This window comes from Bacteroides sp. BFG-606 (genome assembly GCF_024788145.1).
Taxonomy (GTDB): Bacteria; Bacteroidota; Bacteroidia; order Bacteroidales; family Bacteroidaceae; genus Bacteroides; species Bacteroides vicugnae.
This window is the reverse complement of sequence record NZ_JANUIL010000001.1, coordinates 6,271,851-6,293,917: the sequence shown is the minus strand read 5'-3', so window position 1 is coordinate 6,293,917 and position 22,067 is coordinate 6,271,851. Positions and strand designations below refer to the sequence as shown.

Annotated in this window: 12 protein-coding genes and 2 pseudogenes; 10 read left to right on the top strand and 4 right to left on the bottom strand. The window is 44.1% G+C overall.

All coding sequences use genetic code 11. The features are described 5' to 3' along the window. Window positions 1-186: 186 nt before the first annotated feature. From NXV01_RS24390 to NXV01_RS24380, 3 genes are all read right to left on the bottom strand, one after another. The gene (locus tag NXV01_RS24390; protein ID WP_074707838.1) at window positions 187-1,521 is read right to left on the bottom strand and encodes an NADP-specific glutamate dehydrogenase; all 1,335 of its coding nucleotides are present in this window, start codon (window positions 1,519-1,521) and stop codon (window positions 187-189) included. Window positions 1,522-1,768: 247 nt separating this feature from the next. Beyond that, complete coding sequence (locus NXV01_RS24385) at window positions 1,769-1,945, bottom strand: hypothetical protein (protein WP_004297674.1); 177 nt, start codon at window positions 1,943-1,945, stop codon at window positions 1,769-1,771. Then, window positions 1,942-4,233 (bottom strand): NADP-dependent malic enzyme, encoded by a 2,292-nt coding sequence (locus tag NXV01_RS24380; protein ID WP_074707841.1) that lies wholly within the window; start codon window positions 4,231-4,233, stop codon window positions 1,942-1,944. The genes NXV01_RS24385 and NXV01_RS24380 overlap by 4 nt, the downstream gene beginning before the upstream one ends. Before the next feature lie 269 nt (window positions 4,234-4,502). On the opposite strand from NXV01_RS24380, the pseudogene NXV01_RS24375 reads away from it, so the two are divergent. The 10 genes and pseudogenes from NXV01_RS24375 to NXV01_RS24330 all read left to right on the top strand — a co-directional run bounded on the left by NXV01_RS24375 (window position 4,503) and on the right by NXV01_RS24330 (window position 20,529). Beyond that, a pseudogene (locus NXV01_RS24375) lies at window positions 4,503-5,068 on the top strand (RNA polymerase sigma factor). A gap of 97 nt (window positions 5,069-5,165) precedes the next feature. Then, window positions 5,166-6,161, top strand: coding sequence for a FecR family protein (locus tag NXV01_RS24370; protein WP_074707846.1), 996 nt, complete (start codon window positions 5,166-5,168; stop codon window positions 6,159-6,161). Between the two features lie 223 nt (window positions 6,162-6,384). Continuing rightward, window positions 6,385-9,627, top strand: coding sequence for a TonB-dependent receptor (locus tag NXV01_RS24365; protein WP_259023338.1), 3,243 nt, complete (start codon window positions 6,385-6,387; stop codon window positions 9,625-9,627). A gap of 11 nt (window positions 9,628-9,638) precedes the next feature. Next, window positions 9,639-11,114, top strand: coding sequence for a RagB/SusD family nutrient uptake outer membrane protein (locus tag NXV01_RS24360; protein ID WP_074707851.1), 1,476 nt, complete (start codon window positions 9,639-9,641; stop codon window positions 11,112-11,114). 33 nt (window positions 11,115-11,147) lie between these two features. Next, complete coding sequence (locus tag NXV01_RS24355; protein ID WP_259023337.1) at window positions 11,148-12,530, top strand: DUF5016 domain-containing protein; 1,383 nt, start codon at window positions 11,148-11,150, stop codon at window positions 12,528-12,530. Between the two features lie 37 nt (window positions 12,531-12,567). Continuing rightward, entirely contained in the window at window positions 12,568-15,078 is a 2,511-nt protein-coding gene (locus NXV01_RS24350) for a family 20 glycosylhydrolase (protein ID WP_259023336.1), read from the top strand. 20 nt (window positions 15,079-15,098) lie between these two features. Next, window positions 15,099-16,727, top strand: coding sequence for a beta-N-acetylhexosaminidase (locus NXV01_RS24345; RefSeq protein WP_074707859.1), 1,629 nt, complete (start codon window positions 15,099-15,101; stop codon window positions 16,725-16,727). A gap of 21 nt (window positions 16,728-16,748) precedes the next feature. Continuing rightward, window positions 16,749-17,863 (top strand): annotated as a pseudogene (locus NXV01_RS24340) (acyltransferase family protein). 574 nt (window positions 17,864-18,437) lie between these two features. Beyond that, a complete protein-coding gene (locus NXV01_RS24335; protein WP_195650033.1) occupies window positions 18,438-19,217 on the top strand; it encodes a hypothetical protein in 780 nt (259 codons plus the stop codon). 103 nt (window positions 19,218-19,320) lie between these two features. Then, on the top strand, window positions 19,321-20,529 hold the full coding sequence (locus NXV01_RS24330) for a multidrug effflux MFS transporter (protein ID WP_195650034.1): 1,209 nt from the start codon (window positions 19,321-19,323) through the stop codon (window positions 20,527-20,529). 100 nt (window positions 20,530-20,629) lie between these two features. Here NXV01_RS24330 and NXV01_RS24325 read toward each other — a convergent pair whose 3' ends face one another. Beyond that, complete coding sequence (locus NXV01_RS24325) at window positions 20,630-22,066, bottom strand: calcineurin-like phosphoesterase family protein (RefSeq protein WP_259023335.1); 1,437 nt, start codon at window positions 22,064-22,066, stop codon at window positions 20,630-20,632. Window position 22,067: the final 1 nt, after the last annotated feature.

Here is a 22,067-nt window from a genome sequence, read left to right as displayed (position 1 = left end):
TATATAACAAAGATAGGCTTCTTTTGCTCGCTTGTCAAACAGATAATTTCTATCTAAAGATAGAGAATAACTATGAATTGTGTACGTATTGCCTGTTATTTATTTTTCTACATAAAAAAACTCCCGCACTTCCTTTCGGAAGGCGGGAGTTTTTAAATAAACTATAGCTTATATTTCTTTTGCTGATTATACGATACCTTGTGCCATCATTGCTTTAGCAACCTTCATGAATCCGGCTACGTTAGCACCCTTCACATAGTTTACGTATCCGTCAGCTTCTGTACCGTACTGAACGCAAGCTTCGTGGATATTCTTCATGATACTCTTCAGTTTTTCGTCTACTTCTTCAGCACTCCAACTTAATTTGATAGAGTTTTGAGTCATTTCAAGACCTGATACTGATACACCACCGGCGTTAGCAGCTTTACCCGGAGCATAAAGGATTTTTGCATCCTGGAATACTTTGATAGCTTCCGGAGTAGAAGGCATGTTGGCACCTTCAGATACTGCGATACAGCCGTTTGCTACCAACTGACGGGCGTGGTCACCGTTCAATTCATTTTGAGTAGCAGAAGGAAGAGCAATATCACATTTCTCACCCCAAGGTTTAGCTCCTTCTACATATTTACAACCATATTTTTCTGCATATTCACGGATACGGCCACGATACAGATTCTTCAGTTCCATGATGTAATCCAGTTTTTCACGGTCGATACCGTCCGGATCGTAGATATAACCGTCAGAGTCAGAGCAAGTAACTACTTTGCCACCTAGTTCGATTACTTTTTCGATTGTATATTGAGCAACGTTACCAGAACCAGAAACCAGACAAACTTTACCTTTCAAGTCAGTGCCTTTTCTCTTTAGCATTTCCATCAGGAAGTAGATATTACCATAACCGGTAGCTTCCGGACGAATCAGTGAACCGCCGAATTCGCGGCCTTTACCTGTGAATGTTCCGGTAAATTCATGAGCCAGTTTCTTATACATACCGAACATGAAACCTACTTCGCGGCCACCAACACCGATATCACCGGCAGGAACGTCAGTTTCAGGACCGATGTGACGCCACAGTTCCAGCATGAATGCCTGTACGAAACGCATTACTTCGGCATTTGACTTTCCACGAGGAGAGAAGTCGGAACCACCTTTACCACCACCCATTGGCAGAGTAGTCAGCGAGTTTTTGAATGTTTGTTCAAAGGCAAGGAATTTCAAGATAGAAAGGTTCACAGATGCGTGGAAACGGATACCGCCTTTGTAAGGGCCGATTGCGTTGTTATGCTGAACACGGTAACCCATATTGGTTTGAATATTACCTTTATCGTCCATCCAAGTCACGCGGAACTGGAATACTCTATCAGGAATACACAAACGTTCGATCAAGTTTACTTTATCAAACTCCGGATGTTTGTTGTATTCTTCTTCAATCGTAGAAAGTACTTCTTCTACTGCTTGATGATATTCCGGTTCATTGGGAAATCTTCTTTTCAGATCGTCTAATACCTTTGCTGCATTCATAATCTTTTTTTTCTTTAATTGGTTGATATAAATAAAGTGCTAATTTGACAATTTGCTAATATACCGTTTGACTATGTGCTTTTGTGCTATATAGCAGATTTGCACATCTGCATATGGGTACATCGGATATTTATTTTCGGTTGCAAAAGTAAAGATAAAAATTGAACTGGCAAACATTTTATAAAGAAAAATGCGATAAAACATCAAATTTGATATTTTATCGCATTAAAAGTAGGAAAAAAGATATTTATTTGTTCTTTTTGATCGACTTATAGACAGGAATAAATACTAATGCTGCCGAAATGCCAAGCATTACTACTGTCATCCCGTCAATTCGTTCGGCTTTTGTCAGAACTAGATAGCAAAGCGCCAACCAAAGCAGGCTGATGCAAACTATTTGTGATTTGGATAACGGACGTTTCATTTACCTGCTCTTTTCTTTTTGTCAACGATGGCGTCGATCACGGCTACAGCTGTGATATTGACAATGTCGCGGACGGAGCTTTCGAAATCGGTGAAATGAATAGGTTTGTTCAATCCCATCTGGATAGGGCCGATGAATTCCGTATCCGGATCCATTGCTTGCAATAGCTTGTAACCGGCGTTTGCTGAACTCAAATTCGGGAAAATCAATGTATTTACATCTTTGCCTTTCAGGCGGGTAAACGGATATTTGGTATCACGCAATTCGCGGTTCATGGCAAAGTTAACCTGCATTTCACCGTCGATAGCCAGTTCCGGATATTCTTCCTGCATATGGGCAACAGCTTCGTGCACTTTCACAGGGCTACCTGCGGTATCAGCACCGAAGTTGGAGTATGACAACATGGAAATAACCGGCGTGTGATTGAAGAAACGAACTGTTTTATCAGACAGTTTAGCGATGTCAATCAATGTTTCCGTATCCGGGTGGCGGTTAATCAGTGTGTCTGCCAGGAAGTAAGTACCTTTCTTGGAGTTCAGGATATGCATTGTTCCGAAGTGTTTGAAGCCCGGTTGGATGCCGATTACTTCTTTGGCCACTTTGATCGTATTGCTATATCTTGTATAAAGTCCGGTGATGAAAGCATCCGCATCTCCGGTTTCCACCATCATCATACCGAAGTAGTTGCGTTCGAACATCTTATCGTTGGCTTCTTCATAGGTAAAGCCTTCGCGTGCACGTTTTTCTGCAAGAATACGTGAGTAACGTTCGCGGCGTTCCGATTCGTCCGGGTGACGGAGATTGACGATTTCAATACCTTCCAGACTAAGATCCATTTCTTCTGCCAGTTTTCCGATAGCTTCGTCGTTTCCTAATAAGATAGGATGGCAGATACCTTCGGCTTTCGCTTCAACGGCAGCTTTCAGCATATTCGGATGGATACCTTCGGCAAATACGACACGTTGCGGTGAACGACGGGCTGTATCATATAGTTGGCGAGTCAGTTTGGACTCATAACCCATCAATTCGCGCAGATGAACACAATAAGCATCCCAGTCTTTGATTTCAGTGCGAGCTACTCCGCTTTCCATAGCAGCTTTTGCCACTGCACAGGAAACTTCAGTGATGAGGCGTGGATCTACCGGTTTCGGGATAAAGTATTCCGCACCGAAAGAGAGGTTGTTCACGTGGTATGCCGCATTGACTACATCGGGTACCGGCTGTTTTGCCAGGTTAGCGATAGCGTGTACGGCTGCAATCTTCATTTCTTCGTTGATAGCTTTAGCGTGAGTATCCAAAGCGCCGCGGAAGATATACGGGAAACCGATTACATTATTAATCTGGTTCGGATAGTCGGAACGTCCGGTAGCCATCAGTACGTCAGGACGTGCTGCCATGGCGTCTTCGTAAGAGATTTCCGGTGTCGGGTTAGCCAATGCGAACACGATCGGCATCGGAGCCATGCTGCGCACCATATCCTGGCTTAACACGTTTCCTTTCGACAGGCCGAGGAATACATCTGCACCTTTGATGGCTTCTTCCAGCGTGTGAATATCCGTGCGGTCGGTTGCAAAAAATCTTTTCTGTTCGTTCAGATCCGTGCGCGCTTTGCTGATAACACCTTTACTATCCAGCATGACGATGTTTTCGAGACGTGCTCCCAGTGACACATACAATTTAGTACAAGATACGGCAGATGCACCTGCACCGTTCACAACGATTTTTACATCTTCGATTTTCTTTCCGGCCACTTGCAGGGCATTCACCAAACCGGCACTGGAGATAATAGCAGTACCGTGCTGGTCGTCGTGCATGACAGGAATATCCAGTTCTTCTTTCAGGCGACGTTCGATTTCAAAACATTCAGGAGCTTTGATGTCTTCCAGGTTGATACCTCCGAAAGTAGGAGCAATAGCTTTTACTGCAGCAATGAATTTCTCCGGATCTTTTTCATCCACTTCGATGTCGAAAACGTCGATACCCGCGTAAATTTTGAAAAGCAGACCTTTACCTTCCATTACAGGTTTACCGCTCAATGCACCTATATCACCCAGTCCGAGTACGGCTGTACCGTTGGAAATAACAGCCACCAGATTACCTTTAGCTGTATATTTATACGCATCCTGCGGATTCTTCTCTATTTCGAGACAAGGTTCTGCTACACCGGGAGAATATGCGAGTGATAAGTCGGTTTGTGTACTGTAAGGTTTGGTAGGCACTACCTCAATCTTACCGGGTTTGCCCTGTGAATGATAGAGCAAAGCGGCTTCTTTCGTTATTTTAGCCATGGTATTTATGAAATTTGTTAATAAGTTATCATTTGACCGCAAATGTAGGAATAAAAGTTCGAAATTGTAGCTGTTGATTAATAATTTCTATTAATTTTATAGCAAAATGGCTGAATTTATGATATGATATGTCAAGGATGTGTTTTTGTATTCTATTCCCTTTTAAATGCTATGATATTGATTTATTGAAATTTTAACAAGTGCTTTGGTTGTCGGTTTTAGTTATTTCGCTATTTTTGAATCGATATATGATTTAACCTTATTTTATAATGATTACCACCCAGCAACTCCAATTGTTGAAAGAAGGAAATAAAAATGCTTTTGAAGCATTGTATCGTGGATACAGTGCTCGCATTTACAATTTTGTCCTTTCTATGGTGAGCAATGCCGGGTGGCGAAAGATATCACACAAGATATTTTTCTCCATATCTGGGAGAAGCGGCTTAATATCAATCTGGAAGGTAACTTTGACGGCTATCTTTTTAAAATATCCCAAAATATGGTATATCATTATGTGAGACGCGAACTTCTGCTTCAAAATTATGTAGACAAGCTTTCGGATGAGTCATCTGACGAATCCGTAGAGATAGACGAAGAACTGGATTATTTGTTTTTGGAAGAATATATCCTGAAACTTTTAGAAGAATTGCCTCCAGCACGTCGGGAAGTTTTTATGCTTTACTGGAAATCAGGGTTGAACTATCGTGAGATAGCCGACCAGTTGAATATCTCGGAAAAGACTGTTGCCACACAGGTGCACCGTTCTTTGGATTTCTTGCGTGACAAATTGGGAATAATTGCTTTTTCAGTCTCTCTCTTCTTACACGATATCTAATGTGAAAGCTTTAATAAAAGTTAATATCCGAATTATTTCGATTTCTCTGTAGTCCTTTTCTGTCTCTCAAGACTAGTATAAATAGAACAGGAAAATTATGGAGCAACACGATTACATAGTACTATTGGAAAAATTCTTCAAGAAGGAGGCCTCTTCTGAAGAAAGAAGGATACTTATTGAATGGATTCGTAAACCGGGAATTCGTGATGAGTTTAATCTGCTTTGCGAGCAAATGTGGAAAGAAGCAGCCGTCGAAATCGATAGGACAGTGGAAGAGGAAATGTGGAACCATCTGCAGAGGAATTTGGATGAGTCCAAGATACTGTCTCCGAAGAAACGGCGCTGGCAACCTATTATATATAAGGTGGCGGCCACCATCTTATTACCGGTTTGTTTAGGACTGGCCGCTTACTTTGGGGTAGAACATATGAATAAGGTGTCACAGGACCCTTTCATGGTGGCAGTCGATTATGGACAGAAAGCGAATCTGACTTTGCCTGATGGAACGAAAGTCTGGTTAAATTCGGCCACTCATCTTTCTTATGATGCGGAGTACAACAAATCCGACCGGAAAATCTATTTGGATGGAGAAGCCTATTTCGAAGTGGCGAAAAACAAAGAAAAACGTTTTATCGTCTGCTGCAATGATCTGGAGATAGAAGCGTTGGGAACTACCTTTGATGTGAAAGGTTATCGTGACGATCATTCTGTCACGACACTGCTGGCAGAAGGAAGCGTCAAGGTTTCTAATAAAACGGATGCTACCTTGTTGAAACCCGGAGAAAAGGTAGAATACCATAAGAACAAGCAGACATTTACTAAATCGGCAATCTCGGATATGCGTGAAATCGACTTTTGGCGGAACAATATGTTGATTTTTAATTCATCATCTTTAGCGGAGATCGCGACTACGCTGGAGCGGATGTACGGAGTGAAAGTCGTGTTTGACTCCGAAAAACTGAAGAACGTGCTATTTTCCGGAACCATCCGGAATAGCAGCTTGCATAATGTATTTTATATTATAAGCCTTACTTATCCTTTAACCTATGAGTTAGAAGGAGATACGGTGAGAATAGGAAGTAGTATTAACTAAAAAAGACGATTTATGGAAGACACCTCATAAAAAACAAAGAGGGTAGAATTATGTAGCAGCATAATTCCACCCCGAAATCAAATACGGTTTATACATGATAGTAAAAAGAGTTTTTCCTTATACGGATAAGGGAAAGGGAATCCTTTTGCTTCACGATTTTACAAAGATAATAAAAAGTCTAATTTTCAGACTTATATTTTAAAGAATTTAAAGCTAATTACTAATGAGAAAACAATTACATATCATATTCAGGCTTGTTATGTTTAGTTGTATCTTGCTGTTTGTGTCTCAAGAGGTAAGTGCGCAGATCACTTTCTCTGTGAAGAATCAGACGATACGTCAGACGATACGAGTGATTGAAAAGAAGGCCGATTACAGCTTCTTTTATACAGATAAGCTTCCCGGATTGGACCGAAAAATTTCATTGACAGTGAGCGATGAAAGTATTGATACGGTTTTAGAAAAAGTTTTCAAAGGATCATCTATTAGTTATAAAATAGAATCGGGTAAGCAAGTGGTGCTTACTCTGAAGAGTGAACAGAACGCCCCTCAGAAAGGCGATAAGAAAACAATCACAGGTGTTGTTGCCGACCGGAGGGGAGAACCTTTGATTGGTGTCACGGTGAGAGTGGAAGGAGAGAATATTGGAACTGCTACCGATATAGACGGTCGTTTTTCTTTGGAAGCTCCTGTGGGGGCAAAGGTCAATTTCTCCTATATCGGTTATGTTTCCCAGTCTCATACGGTCAATAAGCAGAATGTATATAATGTGTCATTGAGTGAAGATTCGCAGGTACTGGAAGAGGTAGTCGTGGTGGGATATGGTTCTATGAGACGGAAAGATATCACTACTGCGGTATCTGTCGTTTCCACGGCAGACATTGAAGAACGTCCGATCATGACAGCTGCACAGGCTATTCAGGGAAAAGCGGCCGGCATTCAAGTCGTGCAGCCGTCGGGTATGCCGGGTTCCGGAGTAACGATCCGGGTGAGAGGAGCCACTTCGGTACAGGCGTCTAATGAACCGCTGTATGTGGTGGACGGTTTGCCGTCAGATGATATATCGAATATCAGTCCGAATGATATTGAAAGTATGCAAATTCTGAAAGATGCCTCATCGGCTGCTATTTACGGAGCACGTGCGGCAAACGGAGTAGTGTTGATTACGACTAAAAGAGGAAAGATCGGTGCACCACAAGTGAAAATGAGTGCTTATGTAGGTTTCTCTAAATTAGGAAAAAAAATAGATGCGTTGAATACGGAGCAATATAAAGACTTGATGAAAGACTTGAAAGCTGTTTCGGATGTTGCCCCCAACATCCCCGAAAGTGAAACGCGCTATGTGGACTGGACTGATTTATTCTTCGGTACGGGTGTCAATCAAAACTACCAGTTGTCTGTGGCAAATGGAACCGAGAAACTGCAATATTTTGTTTCCGGAGGTTATTCCGATGAACAGGGTATCGTGGAGAAAGCACACTTCAACCGGTATAATTTCCGTGCAAACTTGGATAGCGAGCAGACCAAATGGTTAAAAATGGCACTCAATTTTGCATATTCGCATACAGGCGGACAATGGGTGAACGAAAGCCGCAGTTCTTTGCGTGCCGGTTCCATCTTGTCCGTTGTGAATACTCCTCCGTTTATGCAGAAGTGGAATCCGTATGATCCGAACGAATATGACGAACAGGCTTACGGTGCACGCATCTTGAATCCGCTGGCTGCCAATGCGGCAGACAGTAACACGAATACAGATCATATAAATGGCTCACTCGGCTTCACGGTTGACATACTCAAAGGACTGAAGTTTAAAACGACTTTCGGCATTGAACTGACCAATGAACATTGGGACTACTATCTGGACCCGATTTCAACTTCGGACGGACGGGGTACAAAAGGACGTGTGGAAGAGAGTTTCTCACGAAACTTCGAATGGCTTTTTGAAAACTTACTGACTTATGATTGTTCATTCAACAAACATAACTTTTCCATTTTGGGAGGAGCTACTCAGCAGCGTGCACAATATAACGGTTCGTGGATGGCAGGTTTCGACCTGGCAGAGTCTTATCCCGATATTCATTCCATCAGTGCCGCCAACCAGTTGGATAAGGATGCTTGCGGTTCTTCTGCTTCCGCATGGACGTTGGCCTCTTTTCTGGGTCGTGTAGCCTACAATTACGACAGCCGTTATTTGCTGACGGTTAACTTCCGTGCAGACGGTTCTTCCCGTTTTGCTCCGGGACATCGTTGGGGTACTTTCCCTTCTGTTTCCGCAGGCTGGAGAATTTCAGGTGAAAAGTTCATGCAACCTTTGCAGGACATTGTTACCGACCTGAAACTACGTGCCGGATGGGGTATGAACGGTAACCAGGGCGGTTTTGGAAACTACGCTTACATGGCTTCTATGAGCGTCAGTAAACTGCCCGTTTCGGAGGGAAACTTATATCCGGGGCTTGCCATTAAACCCGGTTCGGCAGCCAATAAAGAACTGACCTGGGAAAAAACAAGCCAATGGAATCTGGGACTTGACCTGACCATGTTTGATTCCCGCTTATCCTTCTCGGTAGATGCTTACTACAAGAAGACCACCGATTTGCTATTGACAGTCAGCCTGCCGGAGAATGTAGTGCCGAGCAGTGTGACAAGAAATGACGGTGAGATGGTGAATAAAGGTATGGAGTTCACTCTCTCTTCCCAGAATTTTAAAGGTAACTTCCAGTGGAATACCGATTTCAATATATCTTTCAACCGGAATAAGTTGACGAAGCTCGGCTTGAATAAAGTCTATTATTATGCTGAAATGTACGAATCCAAGGAGAAAGCCGTCATCCTGAAAGAAGGGCTTCCGTTGGGAACATTCTTTGGTTACATATCAGAAGGTGTTGATCCGGAAACCGGAGATATTATCTATCGTGACTTGAATGGTAACGGTTTTATCGATCCGGAAGATCGTACCACTTTGGGAAATGCTCAGCCTAAGTTTATTTACGGTATGACGAATACATTCTCGTATGCCGGTTTCGACCTGTCTATATTTTTGCAGGGAAGTCAGGGCAATAAGATTTTTAACGCGTCGCGTATTGATATGGAAGGCATGACAGACTTTAGAAACCAGTCGGTTCGTGTGTTGGATCGTTGGAAACGACCGGGTATGATTACCAATGTCCCCCGCGTTGGTAATACAGAGAATAATCATAACTCCTCCCGTTTTGTAGAAGATGGATCTTATCTGCGCCTGAAAACAGTCACTTTATCCTATAGTTTTCCTAAGAGATGGTTGAATAAGATACATCTGTCCAGATTGCAGGCTTACGTCACCGGACAGAATCTCTTCACACTGACAAAATACAAAGGATACGATCCTGAAGTAAATGCTTTTGGCGGAGACTCCGTTGCTCAAGGAGTGGACTATGGTACTTATCCTCAATCGAGGGCGGTAATTTTTGGTTTGAATGTTGAATTTTAATAGCTGCGAAAATGAAAAACATAATAAAGTTAGCGTATGTCGTACTCTGTACATTAGTCGTTTCATGCAGTAGTTTCTTGGATGAGAAACCGCAATCGGATTTTATGCAGGAAGGTACCGGAACGGAAGATCAGGAGTCTAAATATGGAAGTCTGGCAGATGCACAGGCCGAGTTGCAGGGTGCGTATGAGAGTTTTAAAGCAGATATATTCCAGTCGGAAAATTATACCATTGGAGATGTGCAGTCCGATAATTGTTATATCGGCGGAGACGGTGTGGCCGAACAGGAGTTTGATTTGTTGAAACTGACCTCTACCAATTATAAAGTAGAACTGGTCTGGTCGCAGTATTATTCGATGGCCGGTACCGCCACCAGTGTGATTGAAAATACGAAGATGATGGACCCTGCCTCTACCGTAGCAGAAGAACGTAATCGTGTCATTGCAGAAGCCAAGTTCTTGCGAGCATGGGCGTATTTTGATATTGTCCGTTTATGGGGTGATGCTCCGATGGTGCTGGATTTGATTCCAACCATTACAGCCGAAAATCTCGATAAATGGTATCCGGTGATGTATCCGGAACGTTCTGCTGCAGATAAGATATATGACCAGATTCTGGACGACCTGAATGAAGAAAATACCATTCGTTACCTGGTAAGCAAGAATAAAGGTATTTTTCAGGCAACCAAGGGAGCAGCCTATGCTTTACGTGCCAAAGTGCTCGCAACGAGAGGGGAGAAATCAACACGCGACTATACCAAAGTGGTTGAGGCTTGCGACAAAGTAATAGCAGAAGGCTATACGCTGGTCGGCAATTTTGACGAGTTGTGGCAACCCGACAAGAAATTTTCTTCAGAAAGCATCTTCGAAGTCTATTACACCTCCGATGCTCCGAATTGGGCTTACTGGGTATTGCTGAAAGAAGATGACGGATCAGTAACCTGGCGACGTTATTGTACGCCTACTCATGATCTGGTTGCTAAATTCGACAAAGAGAAAGATACCCGTTATGCATCCAGTATTCTTTGGAAATCGGTGCCTTATGATACCTATTGGCCAGCAGACAGTTACCCGTTGTCTTATAAAATTCGCGAGAAGACTTCCAATATCATTTTGATGCGGTTGGCAGACATACTGCTGTTGAAAGCCGAAGCATTGGTAGAGTTAGACCGCACCCCGGAAGCCATCCGGATTGTGAACAGCATTAGAGAACGTGCCGGTTTTGCTCCTTCTTCTTTAGATGAAAATATGGGGCAGGCCAGAGGACGCCTGGCGGTAGAGAACGAACGCCAATTAGAATTGTATATGGAAGGTCAGCGCTGGTTCGACTTGGTGCGTAATAATCGTTTGTTGGAAGTGATGCAGAAACATAAAGACAAAGACGGCAGATTGCTGTTTGCAGGTTTGCAGGCTTTCCGGCAGTTGTGGCCGATTCCTCAAGGAGAGAAAGATAAGAACACCAATCTGACTCAAAATGAAGGCTATTAATGAAAAGAGGAACGTAAAACTTTAAAAGAAAAAATGATGAAACATAATAATCTGTTTTTATGGCTGCTGGGGCTGACTGTTTGTTGGCTGGCTTCATGCAGCGAAGAAGAGGGCCGGGTGACGTATCCATATTCGTGTCCCGAAATATCGGAACTGCAATTCTCGACTACCGATCAGACACCTGCTGCCGATTCCCTTTACTTTTCTGTGAAGATTCACGACCCGCAGACTCCTTTGTCTACGCTGGAAGTGAAATTGATGACAGGTGAAACTTTGGTCAGTTCGCAGTCGATCCGTACGAAAGGCACTGATGTCTCGATTGTTGAAAAAGGGATTTATATCCCGTTTGAAGCCGGGCTTGAAGAGAATCAGGAAGCGAAGGTGATCTTGACAGCCATCAATGTGGAAGGTAGTGAAGTCACTCAAACATTTGATTTCCATATAACCCGTCCGCAGATTCCCGAAGTGCTTTATCTTCACTATAACGGCGAGGTGGTAGAAATGAACCGGAGTGAGGACAATCCTTACCTGTACCTCACGGAAGTTTCCGATTCGGAAGAGGGTTATCCGATGGAACTATCCGGAAAGATCTCTACCGCAGCGTCATTGGATGATGCAAAACTGATTTGGGGAGCTGCCGAAGCAAGCAATACGGCAGTCCTTATTGAAGCGTCGGGACCTAGCTTTGCTTTTGATTACCGGGATTGGTTTGTCGAACAGATCACTTTCAATGTGATGACTTTTGAACTGGGAGTAGTCGGCTACCAAAAGAACCTGAAAATTAAAGAAACCGAGTTGATAGCCAGTGAGGGATTTTTCCGTGCACAGATTAGCTTTACGCAGGGTGAAGAGTTCGAAATGAGTGGATTTGAAGATGTGGAACACGCTTACAACCGCGACTTCTTTAGTTATAATCCGGACAATGGCAAGTTTACCTTCCTGCGCAAATCGGGAACTTGGGAGATCTATTATTCTTCTAAATACAATTATATCTGGGTGGCACGGATGGGTGATACGGCTCCCACTTGCTTCTGGCTGGTAGGACACGGATTTACTTGTGCACCTGTCTGGAATGAGGCATATAATAGTGGCGGCTGGAATTTGGAAGATATATCACAGTTAGGATATATTGTGCCAATCGGTGAACAGAAGTACCAGACCACCGTGTATTTGAGTAACACTCATGAATGGGAATCCTTCGAAATCGAAATTTACAGCGATTTGCAATGGAATAAAAATCAAGGTATGCTGCTGCAAGAAGGTTCTTTGTCCGGCGACACGGATGGAATCGAACTGTCTGCTTCCAATGGAATAACAAGTGGAAACGGTTTCGTTCCCGGTTATTATCGCCTGACTTTCGATGCTTCGCAAGGAGTGGGCAAAGAAACTTTGCACATCGAACGATTGAGTGATTAATGCCTAAAAGAATGATATATAGAAAACAGGAAAGCCTATGAGAAATATGCTATATGCAATATGGGGAAGTCTGTGCCTTCTGCTGGTCATTTCCGGCTGTAAATTGACTGACGCGATGAAAGCCCCCGTGTCATTGACCTGGGAGATGGGAGCTGCCGAAGTGCAGCCCGGCTACTATGAGAATTCATTTGTCCTGAAGAACATATCGGATGCTCCTTTAGGAAAGGATTGGATCATCTATTATTCGCAGCTACCTCGTGAGATTCTGCAGGAAGAGTCTGCTTCGGTCAAAGTGGAAGTGGTGAATGCGAACTTCTTCCGGATGTATCCGGCAGAAAATTTCCAACCATTGGCTCCGGGAGATTCGCTGACCGTGACATTCTGTTGTACCAACGGATTGAAAAAGCTGTCACATGCTCCTGAAGGCACTTACTGGGTGAGCCAGTCAGGCGGCAAGCAAGGTACTCCCTTGCCTGTCGGACTGACCATCCGGCCGCTGCAAGGAATGGAGACAGAAGACTGGTATCCCGCGCCGGATAAGGTATACGCTTCGAATTTGGCGTTGGAGACTACAGCCCAGTTGCAGCAAACTGATATTTTCCCGTCAGTGAAAGAAGCGTTTCCGGCTACCGGCAAAGAGGGTTTTATTATAGAAAATAAAGTAAAACTGACTTTCCATCCCGATTTTGCCAACGAAGCAGGATTATTGAAAGAAAAGCTGGCAACCATCCACGGTCTGGAAGTCGTTTCCGAAGCACCGGTAACGGTTCATCTGGATTATTTGCCGGAACGGGGAACAGCAGTGAACGATGAATATTATCGGATTGATACGGGAAACGGGCTGATAAATATTTCAGCTTCCACTTCACATGGCATTTTCAATGGGACGCAAACCTTGCTCTCCCTGTTGAAAGGTCAGGAAAAGCCGTTTCGCTTGGAAGCCCTCTCCATCCGTGATTATCCCGACTTGCCGTATCGCGGGCAAATGCTGGATATTGCCAGGAACTTTACGACTGTTGAACATCTGAAAAAGCTGGTAGATGTAATATCTTCTTATAAACTGAACGTACTGCATTTCCATTTTTCGGATGACGAAGGCTGGCGTCTGGAGATTCCCGGCCTGGAAGAATTGACCTCGGTCGGCGCACGCCGGGGACATACCACGGATGAACTGGAATGTTTATATCCGGGCTACGATGGCAACTATGATCCGTCTGCAGCTACCTCCGGCAACGGATATTACACCCGTGAAGAATTTATCGATTTACTGCGTTATGCAGCTCAAAGGCATGTACGTGTGATTCCGGAGATTGAGTCTCCGGGTCATGCCCGTGCAGCAATCGTGTCCATGAAAGCGCGCTATCATAAATTTATGAATACTGCCCCCGAAAAGGCCGACGAATATTTATTAAGTGACGTACAAGACACTTCCCGCTATGTTTCCGCGCAGTCTTATACGGATAATGTCATGAATGTAGCATTGCCTTCTACATACCGGTTTATGGAAAAAGTGATTCGTGAGTTGATAGCCATGTATGAGGAAGCGGAGGTACCTTTGGCTACGATTCATTTAGGTGGTGATGAAGTACCCGAAGGAGCCTGGATGGGTTCTCCTGTCTGCCGGGCGTTTATGGATGAACACGGGATGACAAGTGCCCACGAACTATCTGAATACTATATTACGAAGATGGCAGACTATCTGCAACAACATCATTTGCAATTTAGCGGCTGGCAGGAAGTAGCGTTGGGACATCCGGAAACAACCGATCGGCATTTGAATCAACTTGCAGCAGGAGTGTATTGTTGGAATACGGTTCCTGAATGGGAAGCGGATGAAATACCTTACCAGATAGCCAACAAAGGATATCCGGTGATTCTCTGCAACGTGAACAATTTCTATCTGGATTTGGCCTATGACGCTCATCCTGACGAAAGAGGTCTCTCGTGGGCGGGATATGTCGACGAGTCCAAAGGTTTCTCCATGCTTCCATATAGCATTTATCGTTCTTCACGTACCGATATGGCAGGCAATCCGGTCGATCCGGACATCGCAGGAAAGGGAAAAACGACTTTGACCGCTTTCGGAAAGGAACATATCCAGGGAGTGCAGGCACAATTATTTGCTGAAACCATCCGTGATTTTGAAGGGGTGGAATATTACACCTTCCCTAAAATCCTCGGATTGGTGGAACGCGGTTGGAACGCTTTTCCCGCCTGGAGCACTTTGGCAGGAGAGAAAGAACGTCAGGCTTACAATAAAGAACTGGGCCTGTTCTACTCCAAAGTGAGTGAGAAAGAAATGCCTCACTGGGCGTCCCGAAGTATCAATTTCCGTTTACCTCATCCCGGACTTTGCATCAAAGAAGGGCAACTCCGCGCCAGTACCCCTATCCGGGGAGGCGAAATACGCTATACGACCGATGGCACGGAACCGACCCTTCATTCGGAACTTTGGAAAGCTCCCGTAGCCTGTGATGCTTCCGTTGTGAAAGCGAAACTGTTTTATTTAAATAAAGAGAGTGTGACAAGCACTCTCAAAGTAGATTAATCCACAAAAGTAGATAAGTTATGAACTATGATAAAATAAAAAGAACCGGAATATTATTCTTGTTGGGAATAGGTGCGATCACATCGTTGTCGTGCAATGATAATGATAACGGCGGCTATCCGGAGCGAGTGCCCACCCGCCTGTCAGTGATGCCTTTGCCGGAAAGAGTCGATTATAAAGAATCGGTTGTCTCTCTTCCGCAGAATGTGACTGTCAGCCAGAACATTCCGGCTTCTACGTCTCAACTGCTGAAATCCACCCTGGAAGAGAAACTTTCTCTTTCCGTCAGTGATGCCTCCAACGATCGTGCCTTTATCCGTGTGAAACAGGAATCGGATCTGGCAAAAGAGGCTTACCGGCTCACTGTTACCAAAGAGGGAGCCTGCATTTATTATTCAACGGAAACCGGACTTCTCTGGGGAATCCAGACATTGAGACAGGCGCTCGAACAAGCAAACTTCTTCACTTCCGGAAGTGCTAAATATCTTCCGATGGTCGATATAAAAGATGCTCCCAAATATGATTGGCGCGGATTTCATATCGATGTAGTCCGCCACATGTTTACGGTTGATTATCTGAAAAAGGTGATAGACTGTTTGTCGTTCTACAAGATAAACAAGCTCCACTTGCATCTGACAGACGATCAGGGCTGGCGCATTGAAGTGAAAAAATACCCGTTGCTGACGCAGGAAGGCAGCTGGCGTGACTTCGACGAATATGACAAGAGATGCGTAGAACTTTCCCAACAGGATTATAACTATGAGATAGATCCCCGTTTCGTGAGAAATGGTTCTCAATATGGTGGTCATTATACGCAGGAAGAGATGAAAGGTTTGGTAAGTTATGCGTTGGAAAGAGGTATCGATATTGTCCCTGAAATTGACATGCCAGGTCATTTCTCGGCGGCTATCAAAGTCTATCCCGAGTTGTCGTGCACGGGAGAAGCCGGATGGGGAGAAGAATTCTCTTATCCTATCTGTCCCTCTCGTCCGGAGAACTATCAGTTTGTGCAGTCCATCATTGATGAGATGGTCGAGATTTTCCCTTCGGAATATTTCCATATCGGAGCAGATGAAGTGGAGAAAGATAACTGGGAACAGTGTGAAGTCTGTCAGCGATTGATGCAGCAGGAAGGTTATCAGAAAGTGGATGAACTGCAAAATCGTTTTGTGAAGATCATGACGAGCTATGTGAAGGGTAAAGGCAAGAAAGTGATGGGATGGGACGATGCTTTTCTTGAAAAAGAACCGCAGGATTTGATTTATACGTATTGGCGTGACTGGCTGCCCGATCAGCCGGGAAAGATTACCCAGAAAGGTTATCCGATTATATTCATGGAATGGTCCCGTTTCTATTTGAGCGCAACGCCTTCGGACGAAGGATTAAGCTCTTTGTATAACTTCGAGTTCGAACCCCAGTTTCCCGGCATCGTGAAGCAAAATGTATTAGGCTTCCAAGCTTGTGTATGGACGGAGATGATTCCTAATGAGCGGAAGTTTGGTCAGCACGTGTTTCCCTCTCTTCAAGCATTTTCGGAGTTGGCGTGGGGAAGTAGCCGTAATTGGATTGATTTTACCAATCGCCTGAAATGGCATGTTAAATGGTTGAATGCGAATGGATTCTATTTCACCAAACCGGGATTTCTTTAATCCCGGTACATTAAGAACAATATGAAATCAGAACGTTTACTTTCATTAGATGTACTTCGGGGAATCACCATTGTCGGAATGATTTTGGTAAACAACCCCGGAACATGGGAATCCATTTACGTACCCTTGCGACATGCCGAATGGAACGGATTGACTCCGACAGATTTGGTTTTCCCGTTCTTCATGTTTATAATGGGCGTTTCCATGAGCTTTGCCTTATCCCGATTCGATCATCATTTCAGCCGTAGTTTCATCACCAAACTGGTACGGCGCACGGTGATCTTGTTTTTGTTGGGGCTTTTTCTGTCCTGGTTCTCGTTGGTGTGCGCAGGGGTAGAACAACCTTTTTCGCACATACGTATTCTGGGAGTGTTGCAGCGGTTGGCATTGGCTTATTTCTTTGGTTCCTTGCTGATTGTGGGTGTTCGGCGTCCGGCAAATCTGGCATGGATCTCCGGGATCATTCTGGCAGGCTATTCCATCTTGCTGGCTTTGGGACACGGATTTGAACTTTCCGAACAGAATATTATTGCCGTTACAGACCGCACCTTATTCGGAGAAGCCCATTTGTATCGGGAGTGGTTGCCGAACGGCGGGCGTATCTTTTTGATCCGGAAGGCCTGTTGAGTACCTTGCCGTGCATTGCGCAAGTGATTATCGGTTATTTCTGCGGAAATATTTTGCGGGACAAGACTGAAATCCATCACCGGCTGTTGCAGATCTCCATACTGGGTATTGCTCTTTTGTTTGCAGGATGGTTGTTGAGTTACGGCTGCCCGTTGAATAAGAAAGTATGGAGTCCGACTTTTGTTCTGGTGACTTGTGGCTTTGCCTCTTTGTTTCTTGTGTTTCTCACTTGGTTGATTGATATTCGTAAAAAGCAGAAATGGGGATATCCTTTCCATGTTTTTGGTACGAATCCATTGTTTATTTATATAGTGGCCGGTGTGTTAGCTACTTTGTTGGAGGTAATTACGGTTGGGGAGAGTAGCTTGCAGGAGAAGATTTACACTTCCATTTGGAGCGTTCTTCCCGATGCTCATCTGGCCTCTCTGATTTACGGCCTTCTGTTTATCGGATTCAATTATCTAATTGTATGGGTGCTGTACAAAAAGCAAATTTTTATAAAGATATAAGAGGTCGGTGACAGGTTTGAAAAAGTAGAGTTTATGCCGGATAGCTACGACAGTTTGTTTTCGTAGCCGGATGGCATAAACTCTATTGATATCTTTTTGCTCATAAAGTGAAAAGAAATTTAATTAATAGTAGAAGTTAGAATTTTCTGTAGTGAAAATAGGATTATCAACTTTGCACTGCTACACTCCAACTATGGAAATCATCCATTTTGTTCTTGTAACAAATGTCCTTTTGATAATATCTTGGTTTCATCTTGATACCTGTTTTCTATTCGAATAAGGGCAATGATGTACTCGGATTGTCGGAAATATTTACAACATTCAGGTCGGAGATGTACTTGTTCTGATGAATTCAACCGAAGCTTTTAATGGATAAAATGGAAGTACATAATAGTCTCTTTTTAGCTAGATATTTCTTTCTTTTTTAAAATTTAACTTTTTGTTATTTGTTTGCATTTCAATGTTTTAGTGCTTGTATGTACACTTGCTTATAACCAATATCCCCCTTGCCTGAATCATCGTTTTTTTGTATATTTATTGCCGGATTAATACGTAAACAATAAATGTATTGTATATGGAGAATATAAAAAAAATGGTACATGCACTGCTGGAAACAACCGGTAGTCATGCTCCCTTGTTGCAGCAGATTAATGAGGCGTTATTAAAGGATTATCAACTCAACATCAGTAGTGGGTTGCAGATTCTGCCCAAAGAAGTTGAAATCTACTATGTGAACCGGAAAGCAAAGCATCCTTATGTTGATTCGAATATGCACTGCATGCTTGATCCGAAAACAGATGCGGAAATATGGCAGATGCAATCCGGACGTTTCGGACAACTCTATTTTCATCGGAAAGGGTTGGGAGGAGTAGATGTGTGCTTGTCGGATAGCGATCATTTTGCTTTGTGTTGTACCATTAAAGCCGCTGAAATCAATGGCGAAGAGTGTTGGAGTCCGTTGAAAGTGCGTAATGTCATTCTTGAAAAAATCTGTGCGGAAGAAGGAATGTTGCCGGATGTACAGAACAAACAGAAGATAATGGACCGGATGAATGAGAAGAGGTCACTTTCCGTCCTTGCACCCCGTGAATATCCGATTACGGGGTATGTATATCATTTGCACCGCAGAGGACTGCGCCGGAGAGACCGGAATGTGTTGTTGCCTTTGCGCTCATTTGTCGATCTGTGGAATAAAAAACTGCTTATGGGTAATGTACAGAAACTAAATCTCTATATGAACGCTCATCCGCAGGCGAATATTCTGGAAGTGTTGCGTGAACACAACTTCCGTTATATTCCATTTGAAGTAAAGATACGGTATAACATGGATCGTAAGGTGAAGCTATACGACTAAATAAGAAAAATTGTTCTGAAAAGCTCCTTTTTTGTTCTGATTAAGCCTATAAGTAAATAAAAGAAAACCTATACCTTTGCAGTCGAATTTTAATCAATAGTGTATGACTGCAATAATAAATAAGGAGAACTCAAAGGTGTTTTTGCTGATTTTACTCGGTATGTTGTCAGCGTTCGGACCTTTTGTGACGGATATGTATTTGCCTAGTCTGCCAGCCATGGCAGACTATTTTTCTACCCACTCGTCGATGGTGCAATTGGGGCTTACCACCAGTATGATAGGTTTGGCATTGGGACAAATCTTTTTCGGACCATTGAGTGATAAATACGGTAGGCGTCCGTTGTTGCTCGTCTCGATGATACTGTTCATCGTGTCTACCGTATTCTGTCTTTTTGCGCCGGACATTTATTCGTTTATCACATTGAGATTGATACAGGGAATCGGAGGGGCAGGCGGTATTGTCATATCCCGTTCGGTGGCTACGGACAAGTTTTCGGGGAAGGAACTGGCCAAGATGCTGGCCGTGATCGGCGCGATTAATGGAGTGGCTCCCGTGGCAGCTCCGGTAGTCGGAGGGTTGGTGACCGGGACGATCGGATGGAAAGGGATTTTTGTGATATTGCTGTTTATTGGCGTACTGCTGTGGATAGGCTGCATCCGTTTTAAAGAATCACTTCCCGTAGAGAAACGCTCGAAGACGGGAATCGTTTCTACTTTCCGTAACTTCGGTGCAATCGTTCATAACCCCCGTTACATGCTCTATGTTCTGCAACTGGCGTTTGCACAAGGCATCCTCTTTGCTTACATAGCTTCCTCACCTTTTATTGTGCAACAACATTACGGATTTTCCCCCTTTGCATTTAGTATCTGCTTCGCGGTGAATGCGGTAGCTATCGGGGTGGCAGCAGCTATCTCCGTGAAATTCCGCCAACCTGAAACTGGGACGCTGACCGGATGCATCGGTATGTTGTGCCTGTCCGTCTGTGTGATGATTGCCTTGTATAACGGATGCGGCTTCTGGACCTATGAACTGCTGATGTTTGCATTACTTTTCACAATGGGACTGACCTTTACTTCCTCCACTACCTTGGCGATGGATAGCGAACGCCGTTACGCCGGAGCAGCTTCCGCCCTGTTGGGAGCACTCTGTTTTGCTTCTGGAGGTATTGTTTCTCCGTTGGTCGGCTTGGGAAATATCCTTGTATCTACCGGAGTTACATTTGTGGTCTGCGCCATCTGTTCCCTGCTTTGTGCACTATGGGCGATGAGGAAAGTACCGATGAAAGTAGCAATGTACCGGATTTTCCGTTAAAGTGAGATTGTTTCAAAAATAAAAGTCATGAGGAAGTTAAAGCTTAAACTCCCTCATGACTTTTATAATTTACTACCAGTATAAACAGACCGTAATAAAACTAGAGTTTTATCTCTTCTGTAAATATTTCCCCGAAACGGTTCTTAACTACCACCTTGACAGATTTTGCATCTTTGGAAGGCTGTGCACGGAAAAGATGGCGTGTGTGATAACCCGTTTTCTTTCCCTTTACCATATTGATATAATCCTGATCCTCATCGTCAAAAGCTTGCATTGCACCTTTCAACACTCCATCCTCGTACCAGTTTACCGTATACGTCCAGTCCCAATCCCAGATATTGGCTACCACGTAGTCTTTCTGGCTTTCAAATTCTCCCGGTTGGTAAAGCCGGAACTGATAGTCGGGAGAACACCCCGTTGCTTTGTAACGCCATTTCACATCATCACCTTTCACTTGTACCACCAGATAACCGTTCGGTGCTCCGCAACGATTCACGTGTCCTGCCCACCATGCGCCGCAGGCGGCTCCGATATTATGTTCGTAAATGGTAGGGGCGGGCAACTGATTTTCATAAAAGTGCGTGTGTCCGGAGAAAATATGTACTTGGTAAGGCCTCAACAGTTGGAAAAGCGCATTGGCGTTGCGCGCATTTCCCCCCGCAGATACCGTGTTATTAGCTACCGGAGCGTGAACGTTCAGGAACACGATATTTCCTTTGGGCACATAACTTAAATCCTTTCTCAACCAGTCCAAATCTTCCGGCGTGAAGCGTTCCGTGTATTTCTTGTTGCCGTCGTAGTCAATATCTTTCATTGCTATCACATGAACTTTACCGATATTGAATGAATAGTTGGCCGGGCCGAATGACTGATAATAATTCTGTTCCCCATAACCATCTGCCGGATGATCCGTCTGCGTCATGGATTTGTAGAGCAGGTTGAAGTCGTGGTTTCCCATCAGTTGGAACATCGTCATTCCCAAATTGGACACCGCTTGACGGTAAGGAGCGTACAGGTTCATGGCATCCCACACCAGATCCCCCAGTCCCATGCCGACGATTTCGAAGTTCTTTAGTGAGTCGGCAGTCTGTTTCAGGTCGGGCACTGTTTCCGTGCGGAAGCGGTCCAATTGCTTTTCGTTTCTCACTTGCGGGTCGGAAATGGCGATATAGACAAATTCATCCACCAGCTTCTGCCGTTTAGTCAATACGAAGTCACATTGGTTCTCGCTTTTCCCGGCATCCAGATATTGATAGAAACCATCGGCTACCCCCTCTTTGGAAGGAAGCTCATACGCTGCCGGAGTAGAGATGTAAACCATCGGATAACGTGCCGGATCAGTGTTCAGAACATAGTTTCCTTCTGCATCAGTCGTATTGAAATGTGCCCCGTCCGTCACCACTACACCGCTGACGGGTTTACCTGTATTATCTTTCACACTACCTTTCACCACCGTCTGACCAAAGGCGGCAACAGCATTCAGCTGGAAAAGCAAGACCGCTGCAAACAGCGTATTTCTAAAATTGATCTTTTTCATA